This is a genomic window from Variovorax boronicumulans, from assembly GCF_009811375.1.
In the GTDB taxonomy this organism is placed as follows: Bacteria; Pseudomonadota; Gammaproteobacteria; order Burkholderiales; family Burkholderiaceae_C; genus Variovorax; species Variovorax boronicumulans.
This window is the reverse complement of sequence record NZ_BKDH01000005.1, coordinates 356,599-371,678: the sequence shown is the minus strand read 5'-3', so window position 1 is coordinate 371,678 and position 15,080 is coordinate 356,599. Positions and strand designations below refer to the sequence as shown.

Annotated in this window: 14 protein-coding genes; 6 read left to right on the top strand and 8 right to left on the bottom strand. The window is 68.4% G+C overall.

The features are described 5' to 3' along the window. Positions 1–56 precede the first annotated feature (56 nt). The 5 genes from VHAB30_RS28980 to hppD form a co-directional block, all read right to left on the bottom strand. Positions 57–1,004: an MBL fold metallo-hydrolase gene (locus tag VHAB30_RS28980; protein ID WP_235926959.1), complete on the bottom strand. Its 948-nt coding sequence runs from the start codon at positions 1,002–1,004 to the stop codon at positions 57–59. Next, positions 997–2,688, bottom strand: coding sequence for an AMP-binding protein (locus VHAB30_RS28975; protein WP_062482236.1), 1,692 nt, complete (start codon positions 2,686–2,688; stop codon positions 997–999). Before VHAB30_RS28975 ends, VHAB30_RS28980 begins: the two co-directional genes overlap by 8 nt. A 131-nt stretch (positions 2,689–2,819) precedes the next feature. Then, positions 2,820–3,692: a phenylalanine 4-monooxygenase gene (gene phhA, locus VHAB30_RS28970; RefSeq protein ID WP_159279469.1), complete on the bottom strand. Its 873-nt coding sequence runs from the start codon at positions 3,690–3,692 to the stop codon at positions 2,820–2,822. A 20-nt stretch (positions 3,693–3,712) separates the two neighbouring features. Then, positions 3,713–4,525 (bottom strand): transporter substrate-binding domain-containing protein, encoded by an 813-nt coding sequence (locus VHAB30_RS28965; protein WP_095947889.1) that lies wholly within the window; start codon positions 4,523–4,525, stop codon positions 3,713–3,715. A 29-nt stretch (positions 4,526–4,554) separates the two neighbouring features. Next, positions 4,555–5,682 (bottom strand): 4-hydroxyphenylpyruvate dioxygenase, encoded by a 1,128-nt coding sequence (gene hppD / locus VHAB30_RS28960; RefSeq protein ID WP_062482244.1) that lies wholly within the window; start codon positions 5,680–5,682, stop codon positions 4,555–4,557. A 156-nt stretch (positions 5,683–5,838) separates the two neighbouring features. On the opposite strand from hppD, the gene VHAB30_RS28955 reads away from it, so the two are divergent. The 6 genes from VHAB30_RS28955 (at position 5,839) to VHAB30_RS28930 (ending at position 12,213) form a co-directional block, all read left to right on the top strand. Beyond that, the gene (locus VHAB30_RS28955; protein ID WP_062482247.1) at positions 5,839–6,312 is read left to right on the top strand and encodes an Lrp/AsnC family transcriptional regulator; all 474 of its coding nucleotides are present in this window, start codon (positions 5,839–5,841) and stop codon (positions 6,310–6,312) included. Between the two features lie 109 nt (positions 6,313–6,421). Beyond that, positions 6,422–7,150 carry a GNAT family N-acetyltransferase gene (locus tag VHAB30_RS28950; RefSeq protein WP_062482250.1) on the top strand — a complete coding sequence of 243 codons (729 nt, stop codon included), beginning with the start codon at positions 6,422–6,424 and terminating at the stop codon, positions 7,148–7,150. A gap of 90 nt (positions 7,151–7,240) precedes the next feature. Beyond that, a complete protein-coding gene (locus tag VHAB30_RS28945; protein WP_062482253.1) occupies positions 7,241–8,119 on the top strand; it encodes an HlyC/CorC family transporter in 879 nt (292 codons plus the stop codon). Next, the gene (gene lnt, locus VHAB30_RS28940) at positions 8,119–9,747 is read left to right on the top strand and encodes an apolipoprotein N-acyltransferase (protein WP_159279468.1); all 1,629 of its coding nucleotides are present in this window, start codon (positions 8,119–8,121) and stop codon (positions 9,745–9,747) included. The genes VHAB30_RS28945 and lnt overlap by 1 nt, the downstream gene beginning before the upstream one ends. A gap of 36 nt (positions 9,748–9,783) precedes the next feature. After that, positions 9,784–11,031, top strand: coding sequence for a chromate efflux transporter (chrA, locus tag VHAB30_RS28935; RefSeq protein ID WP_159279467.1), 1,248 nt, complete (start codon positions 9,784–9,786; stop codon positions 11,029–11,031). Positions 11,032–11,142: 111 nt separating this feature from the next. Beyond that, positions 11,143–12,213: an asparaginase gene (locus VHAB30_RS28930; RefSeq protein WP_062481776.1), complete on the top strand. Its 1,071-nt coding sequence runs from the start codon at positions 11,143–11,145 to the stop codon at positions 12,211–12,213. A 7-nt stretch (positions 12,214–12,220) separates the two neighbouring features. Here VHAB30_RS28930 and VHAB30_RS28925 read toward each other — a convergent pair whose 3' ends face one another. From VHAB30_RS28925 to VHAB30_RS28915, 3 genes are read right to left on the bottom strand one after another with little or no spacing between them, the layout of a single operon-like run. Next, the gene (locus VHAB30_RS28925; protein ID WP_223301439.1) at positions 12,221–13,015 is read right to left on the bottom strand and encodes a phosphatase PAP2 family protein; all 795 of its coding nucleotides are present in this window, start codon (positions 13,013–13,015) and stop codon (positions 12,221–12,223) included. A 53-nt stretch (positions 13,016–13,068) separates the two neighbouring features. Next, positions 13,069–13,896, bottom strand: coding sequence for a metallophosphoesterase family protein (locus tag VHAB30_RS28920; RefSeq protein WP_159279466.1), 828 nt, complete (start codon positions 13,894–13,896; stop codon positions 13,069–13,071). Then, positions 13,893–14,861, bottom strand: coding sequence for a diacylglycerol/lipid kinase family protein (locus tag VHAB30_RS28915; protein WP_159279465.1), 969 nt, complete (start codon positions 14,859–14,861; stop codon positions 13,893–13,895). The genes VHAB30_RS28920 and VHAB30_RS28915 overlap by 4 nt, the downstream gene beginning before the upstream one ends. Positions 14,862–15,080 lie beyond the last annotated feature (219 nt).

Genomic DNA, 15,080 nt, shown 5'->3' with positions numbered 1-15,080 from the left:
AAAAAGCGCTGACTCGAAAGAATCAGCGCTTTTTTATTGCAGCAGACAACCGCCAATCAGGCGTTGTGAACTCCCGAAGCATCGGATTGTGCTGCGCCGGCCGTAATCAGCTCTGCAAGCAGGTCCGACGTCAGATCGACCAGCGACTCATCGGCAAAGAATCGAGCCCGGATCAGCTCGAAATACGGCGTCCCAGCCAGCCACGCATCCCACTCCGCATGCGACACCGCGTGCAGCTCCAGAAGCTTGAACTTCATCAACACCTTCATCGCATGGCGCGCGTGCTTCACAGGGTCTCGCTGCAAGCCAGCTAAACGCTTGCGCGCCGTCTGCAAAGCTCGCTCGACATCGCCAAAGACTCCTCCATGCCCCGGGATCACCTGCCGCGGCGACAATTTCTCGATCAGATCAAGCGTCGCCGCAATGTCTCCGAACGAGGGCTCGCCCATCAGCTCCGGAAAAGCGATGCCAAACCCGTTCTCCCAGAGCGCATCCGCTGAAATGAGCGTCCGCGACACCGGGTCGAACAGGATCACCGAGTGCGGATCGTGACCTGGAGCGCCATGCACTTGCCACGCGCTATCTCCCAAGAGGCGTTCGGTGCCCGGCTCGAGCAGTCCGGTGAAGCCAAAACGCGGGCAACTCTGCCCCGTCGCAAGAAAACTCAGACCTTGCGCATCCCATCGCTCAACCAGCGCCGCCTCTCCAGGCGGAATGTCTGTCCGCAACAATGGATAACGCTGCTGCAACGCCGCGTTCCCCCCGCAGTGATCGCTGTGAAGATGTGTGTTCAGCACCCGATCAAGCGGACGTTCGCCCAACACCGACTCGACCAGCGCCAGCGTCTGATCGGCATGCGTGGCATAGCCGGTGTCGACCAGCGCCGTTTCCTCGGCTCCGACGAAGAGGATGTTGTTCGAAGACAGCCAGCCCCGCTCGAACACGATGACATTCGCCGGCAGCCCGGCGCTGGCTTCCCCGTGGCGCCCCACGCGCTCAGGCACCGGCGCTGGTGCGCAACTCGCGCCGCAGGATCTTCCCCACGTTGGTCTTGGGCAGCGACTCGCGGAACTCGATGTGCTTCGGCCGCTTGTAGCCGGTGAGCTGTCCGTTGCAGTATTGGAGCACAGCGTCTTCCGTCAGCGTCGGGTCCTTGCGGACCACGAAGACCTTGATGGCTTCGCCTTGCTTCTCGTCCGGCACGCCCACGGCCGCGCATTCGACGACGCCCGGGCACAGCGAGATCACGTTCTCCAGCTCGTTGGGGAACACGTTGAAACCGCTGACGAGGATCATGTCCTTCTTGCGGTCGACGATCCGGCTGTAGCCGTCTTCCTGCATGACGGCGATGTCGCCGGTGCGCATGAAGCCGTCGGCCGTGAAGGCAGCCGCCGTCTCGGCGGGCTGGTTGTAGTAGCCGGTCATCACGTTCGGCCCCTTGATGCAGAGCTCGCCCGCCTGGCCGATTGGCAGCGATTGGCCTTCATCGTCCTTGATCGCGATCTCAATGCTCGGCAACGGCAGGCCGATGGTGCCCGTGAACTTCGTGTTCGACACCGGGTTGTTGGTGCCGATCGCGCAGGTCTCGCTCATGCCCCAGCCTTCGATCATCGGGCAGCCGGTGGCCTCGAACCACTTGCGCGCCGTGCCTTCGGAGGCGGCCATGCCGCCGGCCTGCGACACGAACAGCGTCGAGAAGTCGACCGTCTTGAACTCCGGGTGCATCAGCAGCGCATTGAACAAGGTGTTCACCGCCGGCAGCATGTGGAAGGGCCGCTTCTTCAGCACCGCAACGAACTTGTTGAAGTCGCGCGGGTTCGGGATCAGCGTCATGTGCGAGCCCTGGCGGATCACCAGCAGGCACAGCGTCAGCGCGAAGATGTGATACAGCGGCAGCGCGGCAATGCTGTTGACCTTCGCCAGGTCGCCGGCCCGCGCCAGCGCGGGCGTGAACCAGGCTTCGGCCTGCAGCGTGGCGGCCACGATGTTGCGGTGGGTCAGCACCGCACCCTTCGACAGGCCGGTGGTGCCGCCCGTGTACTGCAGGAAGGCGATCGAATCGAGCGTGCTCTGGTCGGGCCCGAGCGTGCGTCCGCGGCCTTCGGCAATCGCCTGCTTGAACGGCGTGACCGTGCGGCCGTCGCTCAGCGGCAGCTTGTAGGGCGGCACCATCTTGGCCAGGTGGCGCACGGCCACCGTGATCCACGTGCCGTACAGCCCGCCGAGCAGGTCGCCCATCGCGGTCATCACCACGTGCTTGACGGGCGTGCGCTCGATCACCTGTTCGAGCGTGGCGGCAAAGTTCTCGAGGATGACGATGGCAGTGGCGCCGGAGTCCTTGAGCTGGTGCTCCAGCTCGCGCGCCGTGTACAGCGGATTGACGTTGACGCAGGTGTAGCCCGCGCGCAGAACGGCGCACATCGTGACCGCGAACTGCGGCACGTTGGGCAGCATGATCGCCACCCGCGCACCGGGCGCGAGGCCTTGCGATTGCAGCCATGCACCCATCGCCTTGGAGAGTGTGTCGAGCTCGCCGTACGACATCCAGCGCTCCATGCAGACCGAGAACGGCCGGTCCTTGTAGCGGCCGAAGGCCTCGTCGAACATGTGAGGCAGGGAGCGGTACTGCTCCGGATGAATCTCGTGCGGCACGCCGGCCGGGTAGTTCTGTCGCGCGGATGTCTGCATGCAAGCTCCTTTGGCGCGGATTGTGGGAGCCAATGCCTCCCACCCGCCAGCGGGCTTGTCCTAGGGGCGCGCGCCCGGTGTCGCGCAGGCGATAGCAGCCGCCATGCGTGCCCGGGTCACTCGGATGCCGATCAGGCGTTGCCGGATTCGCCCGGCAGCAGCACGCCGGCCGGGATGTCGGGCTCGACCTCGAGCGCGCGGTACAGCGGCGTGAAGTCGGGTGCCGTGAGATCGAAGAGCTGCGCGAAGTTCTCGATCACGAAGTAGTTGGCCTGGTAGGTGTCGATCTTGTATTGCGTGCGCATGGTGCGCAGCAGGTCGAGCGGCAGGCGGTGCGGCTCGGGGCTGCGCACCGCGTGCTGCAGCTCACCGACCGAGCTCAGGATGCCGGCGCCGTAGGCACGCAGGCCCTCGGGCTGGCGGATCAGGCCGAACTCGACCGTGTACCAGTACAGCCGCGCCAGCTTCTCGCCGGCGCCCAGCTCGTGCGCCTTGATGCCGCCCTGGCCGTAGCGCTGCACGTAGTCGGCGAAGGTCGGGTCGAACAGCATCGGCACGTGGCCGAACAGGTCGTGGAACACGTCGGGCTCGACGATGTAGTCGAACTCTTCGGGCTTGCGGATCCAGTCGGTCACCGGGAACTTGCGGTTCGCCAGCAGCGTGAAGAAGGGCAGCTCGGGAATCAGCCCCGGCACCGCGACGATCTCCCAGCCGGTGGCGCGGTGCAGGCGCTCGTTGAGTTCCTCGAAGCGCGGGATGCGGTCCTTCACGCCGAGCAGCGGCAGCGACTTGATGAAGGCGTCGCAGGCCAGGCCCGTCAGCTGCGCGGCCTGGCGTTCGTACAGCCGCTTGTAGGTATCGTGGTCGGCCGCCGTGTAGCTGGCCCAGTCCTGCGGGCAGGTGTAGTCGGCTTGCACCGAACCGCCGCGCGAGTAGTCGCCGCGCGGCGGGCGATCGGAGGCGCCATAGACGGCGGGAGTGACAACGGCGGCGGGGGTATCCATGGGGCGTTCGGTTTCTCGGGTTACTTGAGCCAGCGGTCCATCACGCGCTGGAAGTCGCCGCCGGCTTGCTGCAGGTGCAGCCATTGGTCGACATACGATTTGAAAGCCACGTCGTCGCGCGGCAGCATCCAGGCCATCTCGCCGTACTGCAGCGGCTTGTCGGGGTTCACCGCGCACAGCCCGGGCTTGAGCTTTTGCTGCGTGATGGCCTCGGCCGATTCGGTGACGAACACGTCGGCGCGATTGGCCAGGATCTCGTCGAAGATCGTGACGTTCTCGCCGTGCAGCGTGAGCCTGGCCTGCTTGAAGTTGGTGCGGGCGAAGCGCTCGTTGCTACCGCCCGGGTTGAAGATCACGCGGGTCGACGGCTGGTCGATGGCCGCCACGCTCTGGTACTTGGCCACGTCGGCGCAGCGCGCGATGGGCGTCTTGCCGTTGACCATGTAGGGCGCGCTGAAGAAGGCGCGCTTCTGGCGGTCGGTGGTCACCGACACGCCGCCCACGGCGATGTCGCACTTGCCTGCGGCCAGGTCGGGCAGCAGGTTGGCCCACGTCGTCTTGACCCATTCGGGCTTCGCGCCGAGGCTGGCGCTGAAGCCGGCCATCAGGTCGACGTCGATGCCTTCGAACGAGGCGTCGGCCTTCTGGAAGCTGAAGGGCCGGTAGTCGCCCGGCGTGCAGATGCGCAGCACGGCCGCCTTCTGCACCGTGTCCAGGTGCGAGGCACCCGGGCCGGCCGCGGGCGGCGCCGAAGCACAGCCCGAGAGCACGACAGCAGCGGCGGCTGCCGCGACAAAGGAAGTGACGACAGTCGAAGAAGACGCGTGGCGCATGCCGGGCTCCAGGGCAGTGGTGAAGCGCCTTATTTTGCGGCGCTCAGCACGCCCCGGCGCATCTGGTCGAGCTCGATGCTCTCGAACAGCGCCTTGAAGTTGCCGTTGCCGAAGCCGTCGTCGCCCTTGCGCTGGATGAACTCGAAGAAGATCGGGCCCAGCTGGTTCTCGCTGAAGATCTGCAGCAGCAGCGCGTCCTTCTTGCCGTCGATCAGGATCTTGCGGCTCTTCAGCTCGGCCACGCTTTCGCCGTGGCCGGGAATGCGCTTGTCGATCAGCTCGTAGTAGGTGTCGATGGTGTCCAGCAGCGTCACGCCGTTGGCGCGCAGCGCGTCGACGCTCTCGTACAGGTTGTCCGAGCCCATGGCGATGTGCTGGATGCCCTCGCCCTTGTACATGTCCAGGTACTCCTGGATCTGGCCGGCCTGTTCCTTGCCTTCTTCATTGATCGGGATGCGGATCTTGCCGCAGGGGCTGGTCATGGCCTTGCTCTTCACGCCCGTCACCTGGCCTTCGATGTCGAAGTACTTCACTTCGCGGAAGTTGAAGAGCTTCTCGTAGAAGTTGGCCCACACGTCCATGCGGCCGCGGTACACGTTGTGCGTCAGGTGGTCGATGTAGGTCAGGCCATTGCCCTTGCGCGCCAGCGCGTCCTGCGACGACACGCCCGGCAGCGCCTCGAAGTCCACGTCGTAGAAGCCGATGTTGCCGATGTCGCCCGGCTGCGCGCCGTTCTTGCCGGGCCAGCGGTCCACCAGGTAGATCAGGCTGTCGCCGATGCCCTTGATGGCGGGGATGTTCAGCTCGCCCGGGCCGGCCTTGTCGGCGAAGCCCCAGGCGCCCAGCGCGGTGGCGCGCTCGTAGGCCTGCTTGGCGTCCTGCACGCGGAAGGCGATGGCGCACACGCTCGGGCCGTGCTCGCGCGCAAAGCGCTGTGCGAACGAATCGGGCTCGGCGTTCAGGATGAAGTTGATCGTGCCCTGGCGGTACAGCAGCACGTTCTTGTGACGGTGCTTGGCGATGGCCACGAAGCCCATGCGCTCGAACACCTTGCCCATCGCGACCGGATCGGGTGCCGCGTACTCGATGAATTCGAAGCCGTCGGTGCCCATCGGGTTCTCCCAGGGCGTGAAGGCGGGGGCGTCGGCGTGGCTCATGGGTGCTGTCTCCGGAAAGTGGGGAAGTTGTGCAGAAAGGAAAACAAAGGCCCGGATCCGGGCCGTGCTGCACTGTAGGACGGAAGGCGTTCAGGTTTTCTGCGTTTCTGGGCGCCCTGGGTGGCCATGACGCAGTAAAGCTGCAAAAATGACGAAATGGAAGCACTCGACAAGATAGATCGGCTCATTTTGCGCATGCTGCAAGCAGACGGCCGCGCCACCTACGACCAGATCGCGGAGCAGGTCAGCCTGTCGCCCAGCGCCGTGCTGCGGCGGGTCAAGCGGCTGGAAGAGCACAAGGTCATCGACCGCTACGTGGCCTTGGTCCAACCCGAGGCGGTCGGCCTGGGCCTCACGGCCTACCTGAACGTGCGGCTCGAAAAGCACACCGAAACTCACAAGCGCAACCCCATGGACCTGTTCCGCGCCAGCGTGCAGACCTGGCCCGAGGTGGTCGAGTGCGCGGCCCTCACCGGCGACATGGACTACCTGCTGCGCGTGGTGGTGGCCGACATGGCGCACTACAGCCGCTTCATCATGGACACCCTGCTGAAGCACCCCAGCGTCGAAGACTGCAAGACCAGCTTTGTGCTCGATCGTGTCAAAGCCACAACATCTGTGCCCGTTTAACCACAAATTGGTTGCGGAAACACCACGGACTCTGGTATCGAGTCACGAATGCGTCCAGAAAGTGTCCTTGCGGGCTTAGTGATTAAGGGAAAACCCTTACATTGGAGACATGCTTACCGCCAAGACCCTCCTCAAAGCGTCTCTCGGCCTCGGCTCTTTCCTGAAGGCGCCGATGGTTGAGGCGCAACCGCGCGCCGTCAGCGCGCCCCCACCCGTCATGGTGCCGATCCGCTCGATCGGCCCGCGCGAACGCGAACGCATCGCGCGCCACCTGCTGGACCTGACGCCGCACGACCGCTACCTGCGCTTCGGCTATGCCGCGGCCGACGAGCAGGTCCTGCGCTATGTCGAAGGCCTGGACTTCGACCGCGACGAACTGTTCGGCATCTACAACCGCCGCCTCGATCTGATCGCGATGGCGCATGTGGCCTACGCACCCGGCGACCAGCACAGCGACTGCGCCGAATTCGGCGTGTCCGTGTCGTCGCACGCCCGCGGCCGCGGTTATGGCGCGCGCCTGTTCGAACGCGCCGTGGTCGCCGCGCGCAACGAAGGCGTGGGCATGCTCTTCATCCATGCGCTGAGCGAAAACGCCGCCATGCTCAAGATCGCCCGCAACGCCGGCGCCACCGTGGTGCGCAGCGGCTCGGAGTCGGAAGCGCACCTGCAGCTGCCCACCGCCACCTTCGACAGCCGCATGAGCGAGATCGCGCTGGAGCATTACGCCGCGGTCGATTTCGCGCTCAAGAGCCGCGCCAAGCAGTTCTGGGCCTTCCTCGCGAGCCTGCAGGAAGTGCGCAGCGGCATGCGCGACGCGCGCAGCAAATCTGCACCTTGAGCGGGCAGGGCCGGCCTATGCCGGCCGGACGGTAGAGCCTGTCATGCGCAATCCGTTATCCTTGTCTCTCTTCAACTCCGCCCTCCCGCAGTGGCCGACCCTCACCCTGAACGCGCTCCCGTTGAACGGGAAGACAAGCGTGGCTTTCTCCAGAAGCTCGCCGAATTCATCCACCCCGGCCCCGATTCGCGCGACGAGCTGATCGAAACCCTCGCCGATGCCGAGGACAACGAGGTGATCGGCGCCGAATCGCGCGTGATGCTCGAAGGCGTGCTGCGCATGGCCGACATGACGGCCGGTGACGTGATGGTCGCGGCGCCGCGCATGGACCTCGTGAACATCGACGCGCCCTTCGACGCGCTGTTGCACGCCGTGATCCAGACCGCGCACTCGCGCTTTCCGGTCTACGAGGGCGAAAAAGAAAACATCATCGGCATCCTGCTCGCGAAAGACCTGCTCAAGCTGCAGCGCGCGCCGGGCCTGAACATCCGCGCCTTGCTGCGCCCGGCCACCTTCGTGCCCGAGAGCAAGGGCCTGAACGACCTGCTGCGCGAGTTCCGCGGCAACCGCAACCACCTGGCCATCGTCATCGACGAGTTCGGCCGCGTGGCCGGTCTCATCACCATCGAGGACGTGCTCGAGCAGATCGTCGGCGAGATCGAAGACGAGTTCGACATCGCCGAAGACGAGGGCGACATCTTCGGCCTGGCCGACCACACCTACCGCGTCTCGGGCGACACGCCCATCGAGCGCGTGGCCGAGGCCTTCGGCATCGTCTTCAACGAAGAACAGCTGAGCGAAGACTTCGACACCATCGGCGGACTCATCGCGCACGAGATGGGCCACGTGCCCAAGCGCGGCGAGCACCACGCCATCGGCGGCTTCGACTTCGTCGTGCTGCACACCAAGGGCGGCGCGGTGCGCTGGTTCCGGGTGTCGCCGGCGCGCGGCGGCGACGCGGCCGACTGATGCCGGCGCCCGCAGCAGCGGCCCCGGCCCGCGTCTCGCCCACCTCTCCCCCTTCCTCCGCCGCAAGCGGTTTCCTGCGCCTGCTCGGCTTCGGCCTGGCGGGTGTGGCGCAGGCCCTGTCCATCGCCTGGCCGGGCGACGGTCGTCCGCTGTGGTGGCTGCAGCTGCTGTCGCTGGCGGGGCTGGTCTGGCTGCTCGACGGCCTGCGTGCCCAAGGCGCGGGCTGGCGCCGCGCCGGCCTGCACGGCTGGGTGTTCGCGACCGCCTGGCTCACCGGCAGCTTCTGGTGGCTCTTCATCTCGATGCACACCTACGGCGGGCTGCCGGCGCCGCTGGCGGTGATCGCCGTGCTCGCGCTGGCCGCGGCGCTCGGGCTCTACTACGCCGTGGCCTGTGCCTGGTTCGTGGTGCGCGGGCCGACGGGGCGCGTCGCCGGCGCCTTCGTGTTCGCGGCGCTGTGGACGCTGGCCGAGCTCGTGCGCGGCAGCTGGTTCACCGGCTTTCCCTGGGGCGCCGGCGGCTACGCCCATGTCGACGGTCCGCTGGCCGCGCTGGCGCCGTGGGGCGGCGTGTACGGCATCGGCGCCGCGGCGGCCCTGGCTGTGGCGCTGGTCGCGCGGCGGCTGTCGCTGCGTGGCGTGATGCCGACGGCGCTGGCCGCGGTGCTGCTCGCCGCGGTCTTCGTGCTGCCGAACGTTGTCTCGCCGCTGCCTGCCGATGCGCGCGGCGCGCAGGGCACTGCGGGCACGCTGCAGGTCGCGCTGCTGCAGGGCAACATCCCGCAGGACGAGAAATTCATTCCGGGTGGCGGCATCGAAACCGCGCTGCGCTGGTACGCCGAACAGCTGCGCGACGCCAAGGCCGAGCTCGTGGTCACACCCGAAACGGCGCTGCCGCTGCTGCCGCGCCAGCTGCCCGCCAGCTACCTCGACGCGATCCAGGAGCGCTACGGCCAGCCGGGCACGCAGCAGGCGGCCATCGTCGGCCTGCCGCTCGGCGACGGGCCGGGCACCTACCGCAACGCCGTGCTCGGCTTCATGCCCGGTGGCGCGGCGCAGCCCTACGCCTACAGCAAGCACCACCTCGTGCCCTTCGGCGAATTCATTCCGCCGGGCTTTCGCTGGTTCATCCGCATGATGAGCATCCCGCTGGGCGACTTCGAGCGCGGCGGCCTCGCGCAGGCGCCCTTCGTCTGGCAGGGGCAGCGCATCGCGCCCAACATCTGCTACGAAGACCTGTTCGGCGACGAGATCGGTGCGAACTTCCGCGACGAGGCCACGGCGCCGACCGTCCTGCTCAACGTCAGCAACATCGCCTGGTTCGGCGACTCGGTCGCCATCGACCAGCACCTGGCCATCTCGCGCATGCGCGCGCTCGAGTTCGCGCGGCCGATGGTGCGGTCCACCAACACCGGCGCCACCGTGGTGATCGACGCCGCGGGCCGCGTCACGCACCAGCTGCCGCGCCTCACGCGCGGCGTGCTCGAAGCGCCGGTCGAGGGCCGGCGCGGGCTCACGCCCTTCGCGCGCTGGGTCGCGCCCTTCGGCCTGTGGCCGCTGTGGATCGCGGCGCTGGCGATCGTCGCACTGGGCGCGGTCTTCTTCCGGCCCGGGCGCACCCAAGGCTGAGGCGCACCGGCGGATGCGCATTCGACGTCGTCGTTCATGAAGCACCACCACCGCCCCAAGCCCGCCGCGCCATCCGTGGTCGATGGCACAGGCGACCTTCGCGCCAGGGGCTCGGTGCTCGAAGTCTTTCTCGCTTTCCTGAAGCTGGGCCTGACCTCCTTCGGCGGTCCGGTGGCGCACCTGGGCTACTTTCGCACGGAGTTCGTGGAGCGCCGCAAGTGGCTCGACGACAAGCGCTATTCCGACCTCGTGGCGCTGTGCCAGTTCCTGCCCGGTCCCGCGAGCAGCCAGGTCGGCATCGCGCTGGGGCTCGGCCGCGCGGGCTGGGGCGGGGCGCTGGCGGCGTGGCTCGGGTTCACGCTGCCGTCCGCCGTGGCGCTCATCCTCTTTGCGGCCGGCGTCACGCACTGGGCGGGCCTGGCGCAATCGGGCGCGGTGCACGGGCTGAAGGTCGTCGCGGTGGCCGTCGTGGCGCAGGCGGTGTGGGGCATGGCGAAGTCGCTGTGCCCCGACCGGTTGCGCGCAGGCGTCGCCATCGTCGCGGCGCTGTTGGTGCTCGCGGTGCCTTCGGCCATGGGGCAGATCGCCGCCATCGTCGCCGGGGGCGTTGTCGGCCGATGGGCGCTGGCGCCCGGCCACCTGCCCGCCGCGCAGCACCGCGACCACGGCGTGAGCAAGGCGACCGGCGCTGCGCTGCTGGGCCTGTTCGCCGCGCTGCTCGTCGCACTGCCGATGCTGGCCGCGGCGACGCAGTGGCCACCGCTGTCCGTCATCGCGTCCTTCTACCGGTCGGGTGCGCTGGTGTTCGGCGGCGGCCACGTCGTGCTGCCCTTGCTGCAGGCGGGCGTGGTGCCGACAGGCCTGGTCTCGAACGACGTGTTCCTGGCGGGCTACGGCGCAGCGCAGGCCGTGCCGGGGCCCCTGTTCACCTTCGCGGCCTTCCTCGGCGCCGCGATGCCGGGGCCGTTCGGCGGATGGGTGGGTGGCTTGGCGCTGCTGCTGGCCATCTTCCTGCCGGCCTTCCTGCTCGTGGCGGGTGCGCTGCCGTTCTGGGAGACGCTGCGCCAGCGCGACGGCGTCCAGCGCGCGATGGCGGGCGTCAACGCGGCGGTCGTCGGCGTGCTGCTCGCCGCGCTCTACGACCCGGTGTGGACGAGCGCCATCCACTCGAAGGCCGATTTCGGGCTGGCGCTGGCGGCGTTCGGCTTGCTGGTCTACGCGCGCCTGTCGCCGGTGTGGGTCGTCGGGCTGGCGGCGGTGGCGGGCTGGCTGCTGGCCCTCTAAGGCCGGCGCATGACCGCATGCCATGCCGGCATGCAGCGGCATGGCATGCGGGCATGGTTCATGTATCTTCCTCGCCGCCTCGAGAAATCATCCTCAAACCAAGGAGCCCGTATGTACTTTTCTACCCATTTCCGTGCCTTTGCGGCCGGTGCCGCACTGCTCGCGGCCAGCGCGCTCGCGCAGGCCCAGCAGGCGCTGCCCAACGTGGTGATCCTGGCAACCGGCGGCACCATCGCCGGTGCCGGCGCGTCGGCCGTCAACAGCGCGACCTACGCGGCCGCCAAGGTCGGTGTCGAGAAGCTGATCGCCGGCCTGCCCGAGCTGGCCAAGGTCGCCAACGTGCGCGGCGAGCAGGTGTTCCAGGTCGCATCGGAAAGCCTCACCAACGACAACCTGATGACGCTGGCCAAGCGCGTCTCGGCGCTGTCCAAGCAGTCGGACGTCGATGGCATCGTCATCACCCACGGCACCGACACGCTGGAAGAAACCGCCTACTTCCTGACGCTCACCGTGCACACCAACAAGCCGATCGTCGTGGTCGGCTCGATGCGCCCGGGCACGGCCCTGTCGGCCGACGGCGCGCTCAACCTGTACGACGCCGTGAACGTGGCGGGCAGCAAGGACGCGATGGGCAAGGGCGTGCTGGTGACGATGGGCGACAACATCGACACCGGCCGCGACGTGAGCAAGAACGTCAACATCAAGACCAGCGCGTTCTCCAGCCAGTGGGGTCCGCTGGGCATGATCGTCGAGGGCAAGAACTACTGGTTCCGCGCGCCGGTCAAGCGCCACACCACGAACTCGGAGTTCAACATCGACACCATCACCGCGCTGCCGCCGGTCGAGATCGCGATGGGCTACGAAGGCGTGTCGTCGGTGGCCATCGACGCGATCGCCAAGAGCGGCGCCAAGGCGCTGATCCACGGCGGCACGGGCAATGGTTCGGTGGCCGACCGCATCGTGCCGAACCTGCAGAAGGCTCGCACCGACGGCGTGATCGTCATTCGCAGCTCGCGCGTGCCCGACGGCTTCGTGATCCGCAACGCCGAGCAGCCCGACGACAAGTACGACTGGGTGGTGGCGCACGACCTGCGCCCGCAGAAGGCGCGCATCCTGGCGATGGTGGCCCTCACGAAGACCAACAACACCAAAGAGCTTCAGCGCATCTTCTGGGAATACTGATCGACGGTCAGCGCGCGGTGCGGCGCTTGCGATGCCGCGCGTATTCCAGGCTGCTCACGCACACGAGCAGCCAGCCCAGGCCGGTCAGCAGGCCGGCCGCGACATCGCTCGCGAAGTGCACCTGCAGGAAGATCCGGCTGCAGGCGATGGTGACGATGGCCGCCACCGCGGCCATGGCGGCCGGCACATGCCAGCGCGCCGGCAGCAGCCGCAGCGCCAGGTACAGCAGCATCCCGTAGCTCACGATCGCGCCCGCGCTGTGGCCGCTGGGAAAGCTGAAGCTCGTTTCCAGCGCCAGCCCGTGGTCATGCACCGGCCGGGCCCGCGCAAAGATGTGCTTGAGCGCGGGGTTCAGCACCACGATGCCGCCGAGCGCGGTCACCCAGCCCAGCGCCAGCCCGCGGTGCGCGTTGCGCCACAGCAGCAGTGCGACCAGTCCGCACACGGGCGCGAGCAGCTGCGCGTCGCCCAGGTGCGTGAGCCAGCTGAAGCTCACCAGCGCGCCCCACGGCACGTGGGCGGCGATGGCGTCGGCCAGCGCCTGGTCGGCGCGGCCCATGGTGCGGCCGTCGCCCAGGTGCGAGGCGATCCACGCGACCAGCACCGCCGCTGCAAGGATCAGCACGAAGCCCAGGCCCAAGCCGAGCGCCAGGCGCGATTCGTCAGGCTCGCCGGTGTCGGGCAGCGGATGGCGCCGTTGCAGCATCCGGCAGGCGAGGCCGGCGCCGAGCACCGACACGGTCAGCGCGAGCGCGAACCAGGCCAGGGCGTGTTCGCCCAGCTGTTGTGCGAGAAGAACCAAGGGGGCTGAAGAAGAAAGAAGAAGGGTGTCCGCAGGAGGCATGCGGCGCAACCCTAAGGGGCCGTCGCGCGGCTGGCAAGCGGAAGCCGCAATAGGTCGACGCGCGTGAAGGCTTTGTCTGCCGCCGAATGGTCCCAGCGCTCGACCACGCACACGCGCTGCGCGCCGTCGCCGGACGCCTCCGCGCGCAGCACGTTCACCGAGTTCGGCGCATCCCAGCGCACGCGCGTCGACACCGCGGTGCCGGCCTGCACCGCCCAGGCCGTGGGCGGGCAGCCCGGAAAGCGCTCGTCCAGCGGGCGCACGAAAGGCAGGTGGATGTGGCCGCCGACGATCAGGTCGGCGCCCGCCGCCGTCCAGCGCGCCACCGCCGCCGCGCGCCCGTGCAGGCGGTTCTGCCGGTCTTCGGGCCGCGTCACCAGCACCGGCTGGTGCGTCACGACCACGCGCACCTGCCGGGGCGAAGCCTGTGCCAGTCGCGCCGCCACGCGCTCGACCTGCGCGGGCGACACCTCTCCGTCCTCGTGCCGGTACCAGCGCGTCGTGTTGACCGTGACCACCAGCCAGTCGTCGCAGACGAACACCGGCTCCAGGTCGGGGCCGAAGGCCTCGGTGTAGCGGCCGTAGGGCGAGAAGACGCGCGCCGCCAGCTGGAACAGCGGGATGTCGTGGTTGCCCGGAATCGCCACCACCGGCGCCGCCAGCCGGTCGGCGAAGGCGCGCGCCGCCGCGAACTGGCGGCGCGTGGCGCGCTGCGTGATGTCGCCCGACAGCAGCACCGCCTGCGGCGCCAGCGCGTGCGCCAGGCGTTCGAGCGCATGCAGCACCTCGGGCTGCTCGGTGCCGAAGTGCGGGTCGGACACTTGCAGCAGGCAGCTCATGGCCGTGCCGCCTCCAGCTCGGGCGCGCTGTCGGGCCGCACCAGCCACAGCGGGTCGGGCGCCACGCGGAACAGCAAGGGCATGTCGACCCAGTCGATCTCGCCGTCGGTGGCGATCTTCACGCGGCGCGGCGTGCGCAGCCGGCCGGCCTTCACCGTCATCGACTCGAAGGGAAAGCTCAGCACCTCGTCGGCATCGCCCAGCCGCCCGAGCGCGCCGCGCACCAGCAGCCCTGGCATCGCCAGCAGGCCGACCGGCTTGAGCGCCACGGCGGTCAGCCGGCCCTGCTCGGGCGCCTCGGCGTGGTCGACGCCCGCCTGCATCAGCTGCAACGGGTTGTTGCCCACGAACAGCGTGGGCGTGCGGATGTCGCGCTCGTGGCCATGCGAGGCGATGCGCAGTTGCCAATGGCGATGGCGCCCGCGCAGCACCGTCAGCAGGCCCGAGTAGAAGGCGATCCAGCGGTGGCGGCCGAAGCGTGCCTTGTGGCTTTCGCGTTCTTCCAGCAGGTCGGCATACAGGCCCATGCTGGCATTGACCAGGAACACGCGGTCGTTCACCAGCCCCACCTGCACCGCCCGGGGCTGCTGCGTGAGCAGCACCTGCAGCGCCTGCGCCGTGTCGCGCGGGATGCCGTGGGTGCGGCTGAAATAGTTGAAGGTGCCCTGCGGCAGCACGCCGAAGGGGCAGCCGCTGCCCAGCGTGGCCTGGGCCACGGCGTTGATGGTGCCGTCGCCGCCCGCGGCCACCACCACGCCGCCCACGGCCCGGGCGCGCTCGACCGCTTCGCGCGCCAGCGCCTGCACGCGGCCGGGGCCGTCCACGAGGAACACGCGGTGCCGGCGGCCGTCCGCGGCAAAGGCGTCGTCGATGACATGGCGGGCCTGCGCGGCGTCTTCGCTGCCGGAGCCGGCGTTGAGCACGATGAAGAAAGGAGTGTCGGGGCCGATGTGGGGCGGTGCCATGCAGTGAGAGAGGGGGAAAGCGCAGGAAAGTGCCGAAAGCGGCGGGAAACGCCAAAAAGCGTGCGGGGCCGGGCTTTGTCCCACAGCCGCGCGGGCTGTCGCGGCAGCCGGCATCCCGAGCGGCTGTGGGAGAGATGCCCTCCCGCGAACGTAAAATCGTCCGCTTTCGCGGCCTGTGCCGCGCCACCGTCCCGTCCAATGTCCGGCCCCCGACGCCGG

Excerpts from the sequence above, each read along its gene's own strand:
- VHAB30_RS28965 (WP_095947889.1), bottom strand. The coding sequence starts at position 4,525 with ATGCGCCACGCGTCTTCTTCGACTGTCGTCACTTCCTTTGTCGCGGCA.
- hppD (WP_062482244.1), bottom strand. The coding sequence starts at position 5,682 with ATGAGCCACGCCGACGCCCCCGCCTTCACGCCCTGGGAGAACCCGATG.
- VHAB30_RS28955 (WP_062482247.1), top strand. The coding sequence starts at position 5,839 with ATGGAAGCACTCGACAAGATAGATCGGCTCATTTTGCGCATGCTGCAA.
- VHAB30_RS28930 (WP_062481776.1), top strand. The coding sequence starts at position 11,143 with ATGTACTTTTCTACCCATTTCCGTGCCTTTGCGGCCGGTGCCGCACTG.
- VHAB30_RS28950 (WP_062482250.1), top strand. The coding sequence starts at position 6,422 with ATGCTTACCGCCAAGACCCTCCTCAAAGCGTCTCTCGGCCTCGGCTCT.
- VHAB30_RS28915 (WP_159279465.1), bottom strand. The coding sequence starts at position 14,861 with ATGGCACCGCCCCACATCGGCCCCGACACTCCTTTCTTCATCGTGCTC.
- VHAB30_RS28920 (WP_159279466.1), bottom strand. The coding sequence starts at position 13,896 with ATGAGCTGCCTGCTGCAAGTGTCCGACCCGCACTTCGGCACCGAGCAG.
- phhA (WP_159279469.1), bottom strand. The coding sequence starts at position 3,692 with ATGGATACCCCCGCCGCCGTTGTCACTCCCGCCGTCTATGGCGCCTCC.
- lnt (WP_159279468.1), top strand. The coding sequence starts at position 8,119 with ATGCCGGCGCCCGCAGCAGCGGCCCCGGCCCGCGTCTCGCCCACCTCT.
- chrA (WP_159279467.1), top strand. The coding sequence starts at position 9,784 with ATGAAGCACCACCACCGCCCCAAGCCCGCCGCGCCATCCGTGGTCGAT.
- VHAB30_RS28975 (WP_062482236.1), bottom strand. The coding sequence starts at position 2,688 with ATGCAGACATCCGCGCGACAGAACTACCCGGCCGGCGTGCCGCACGAG.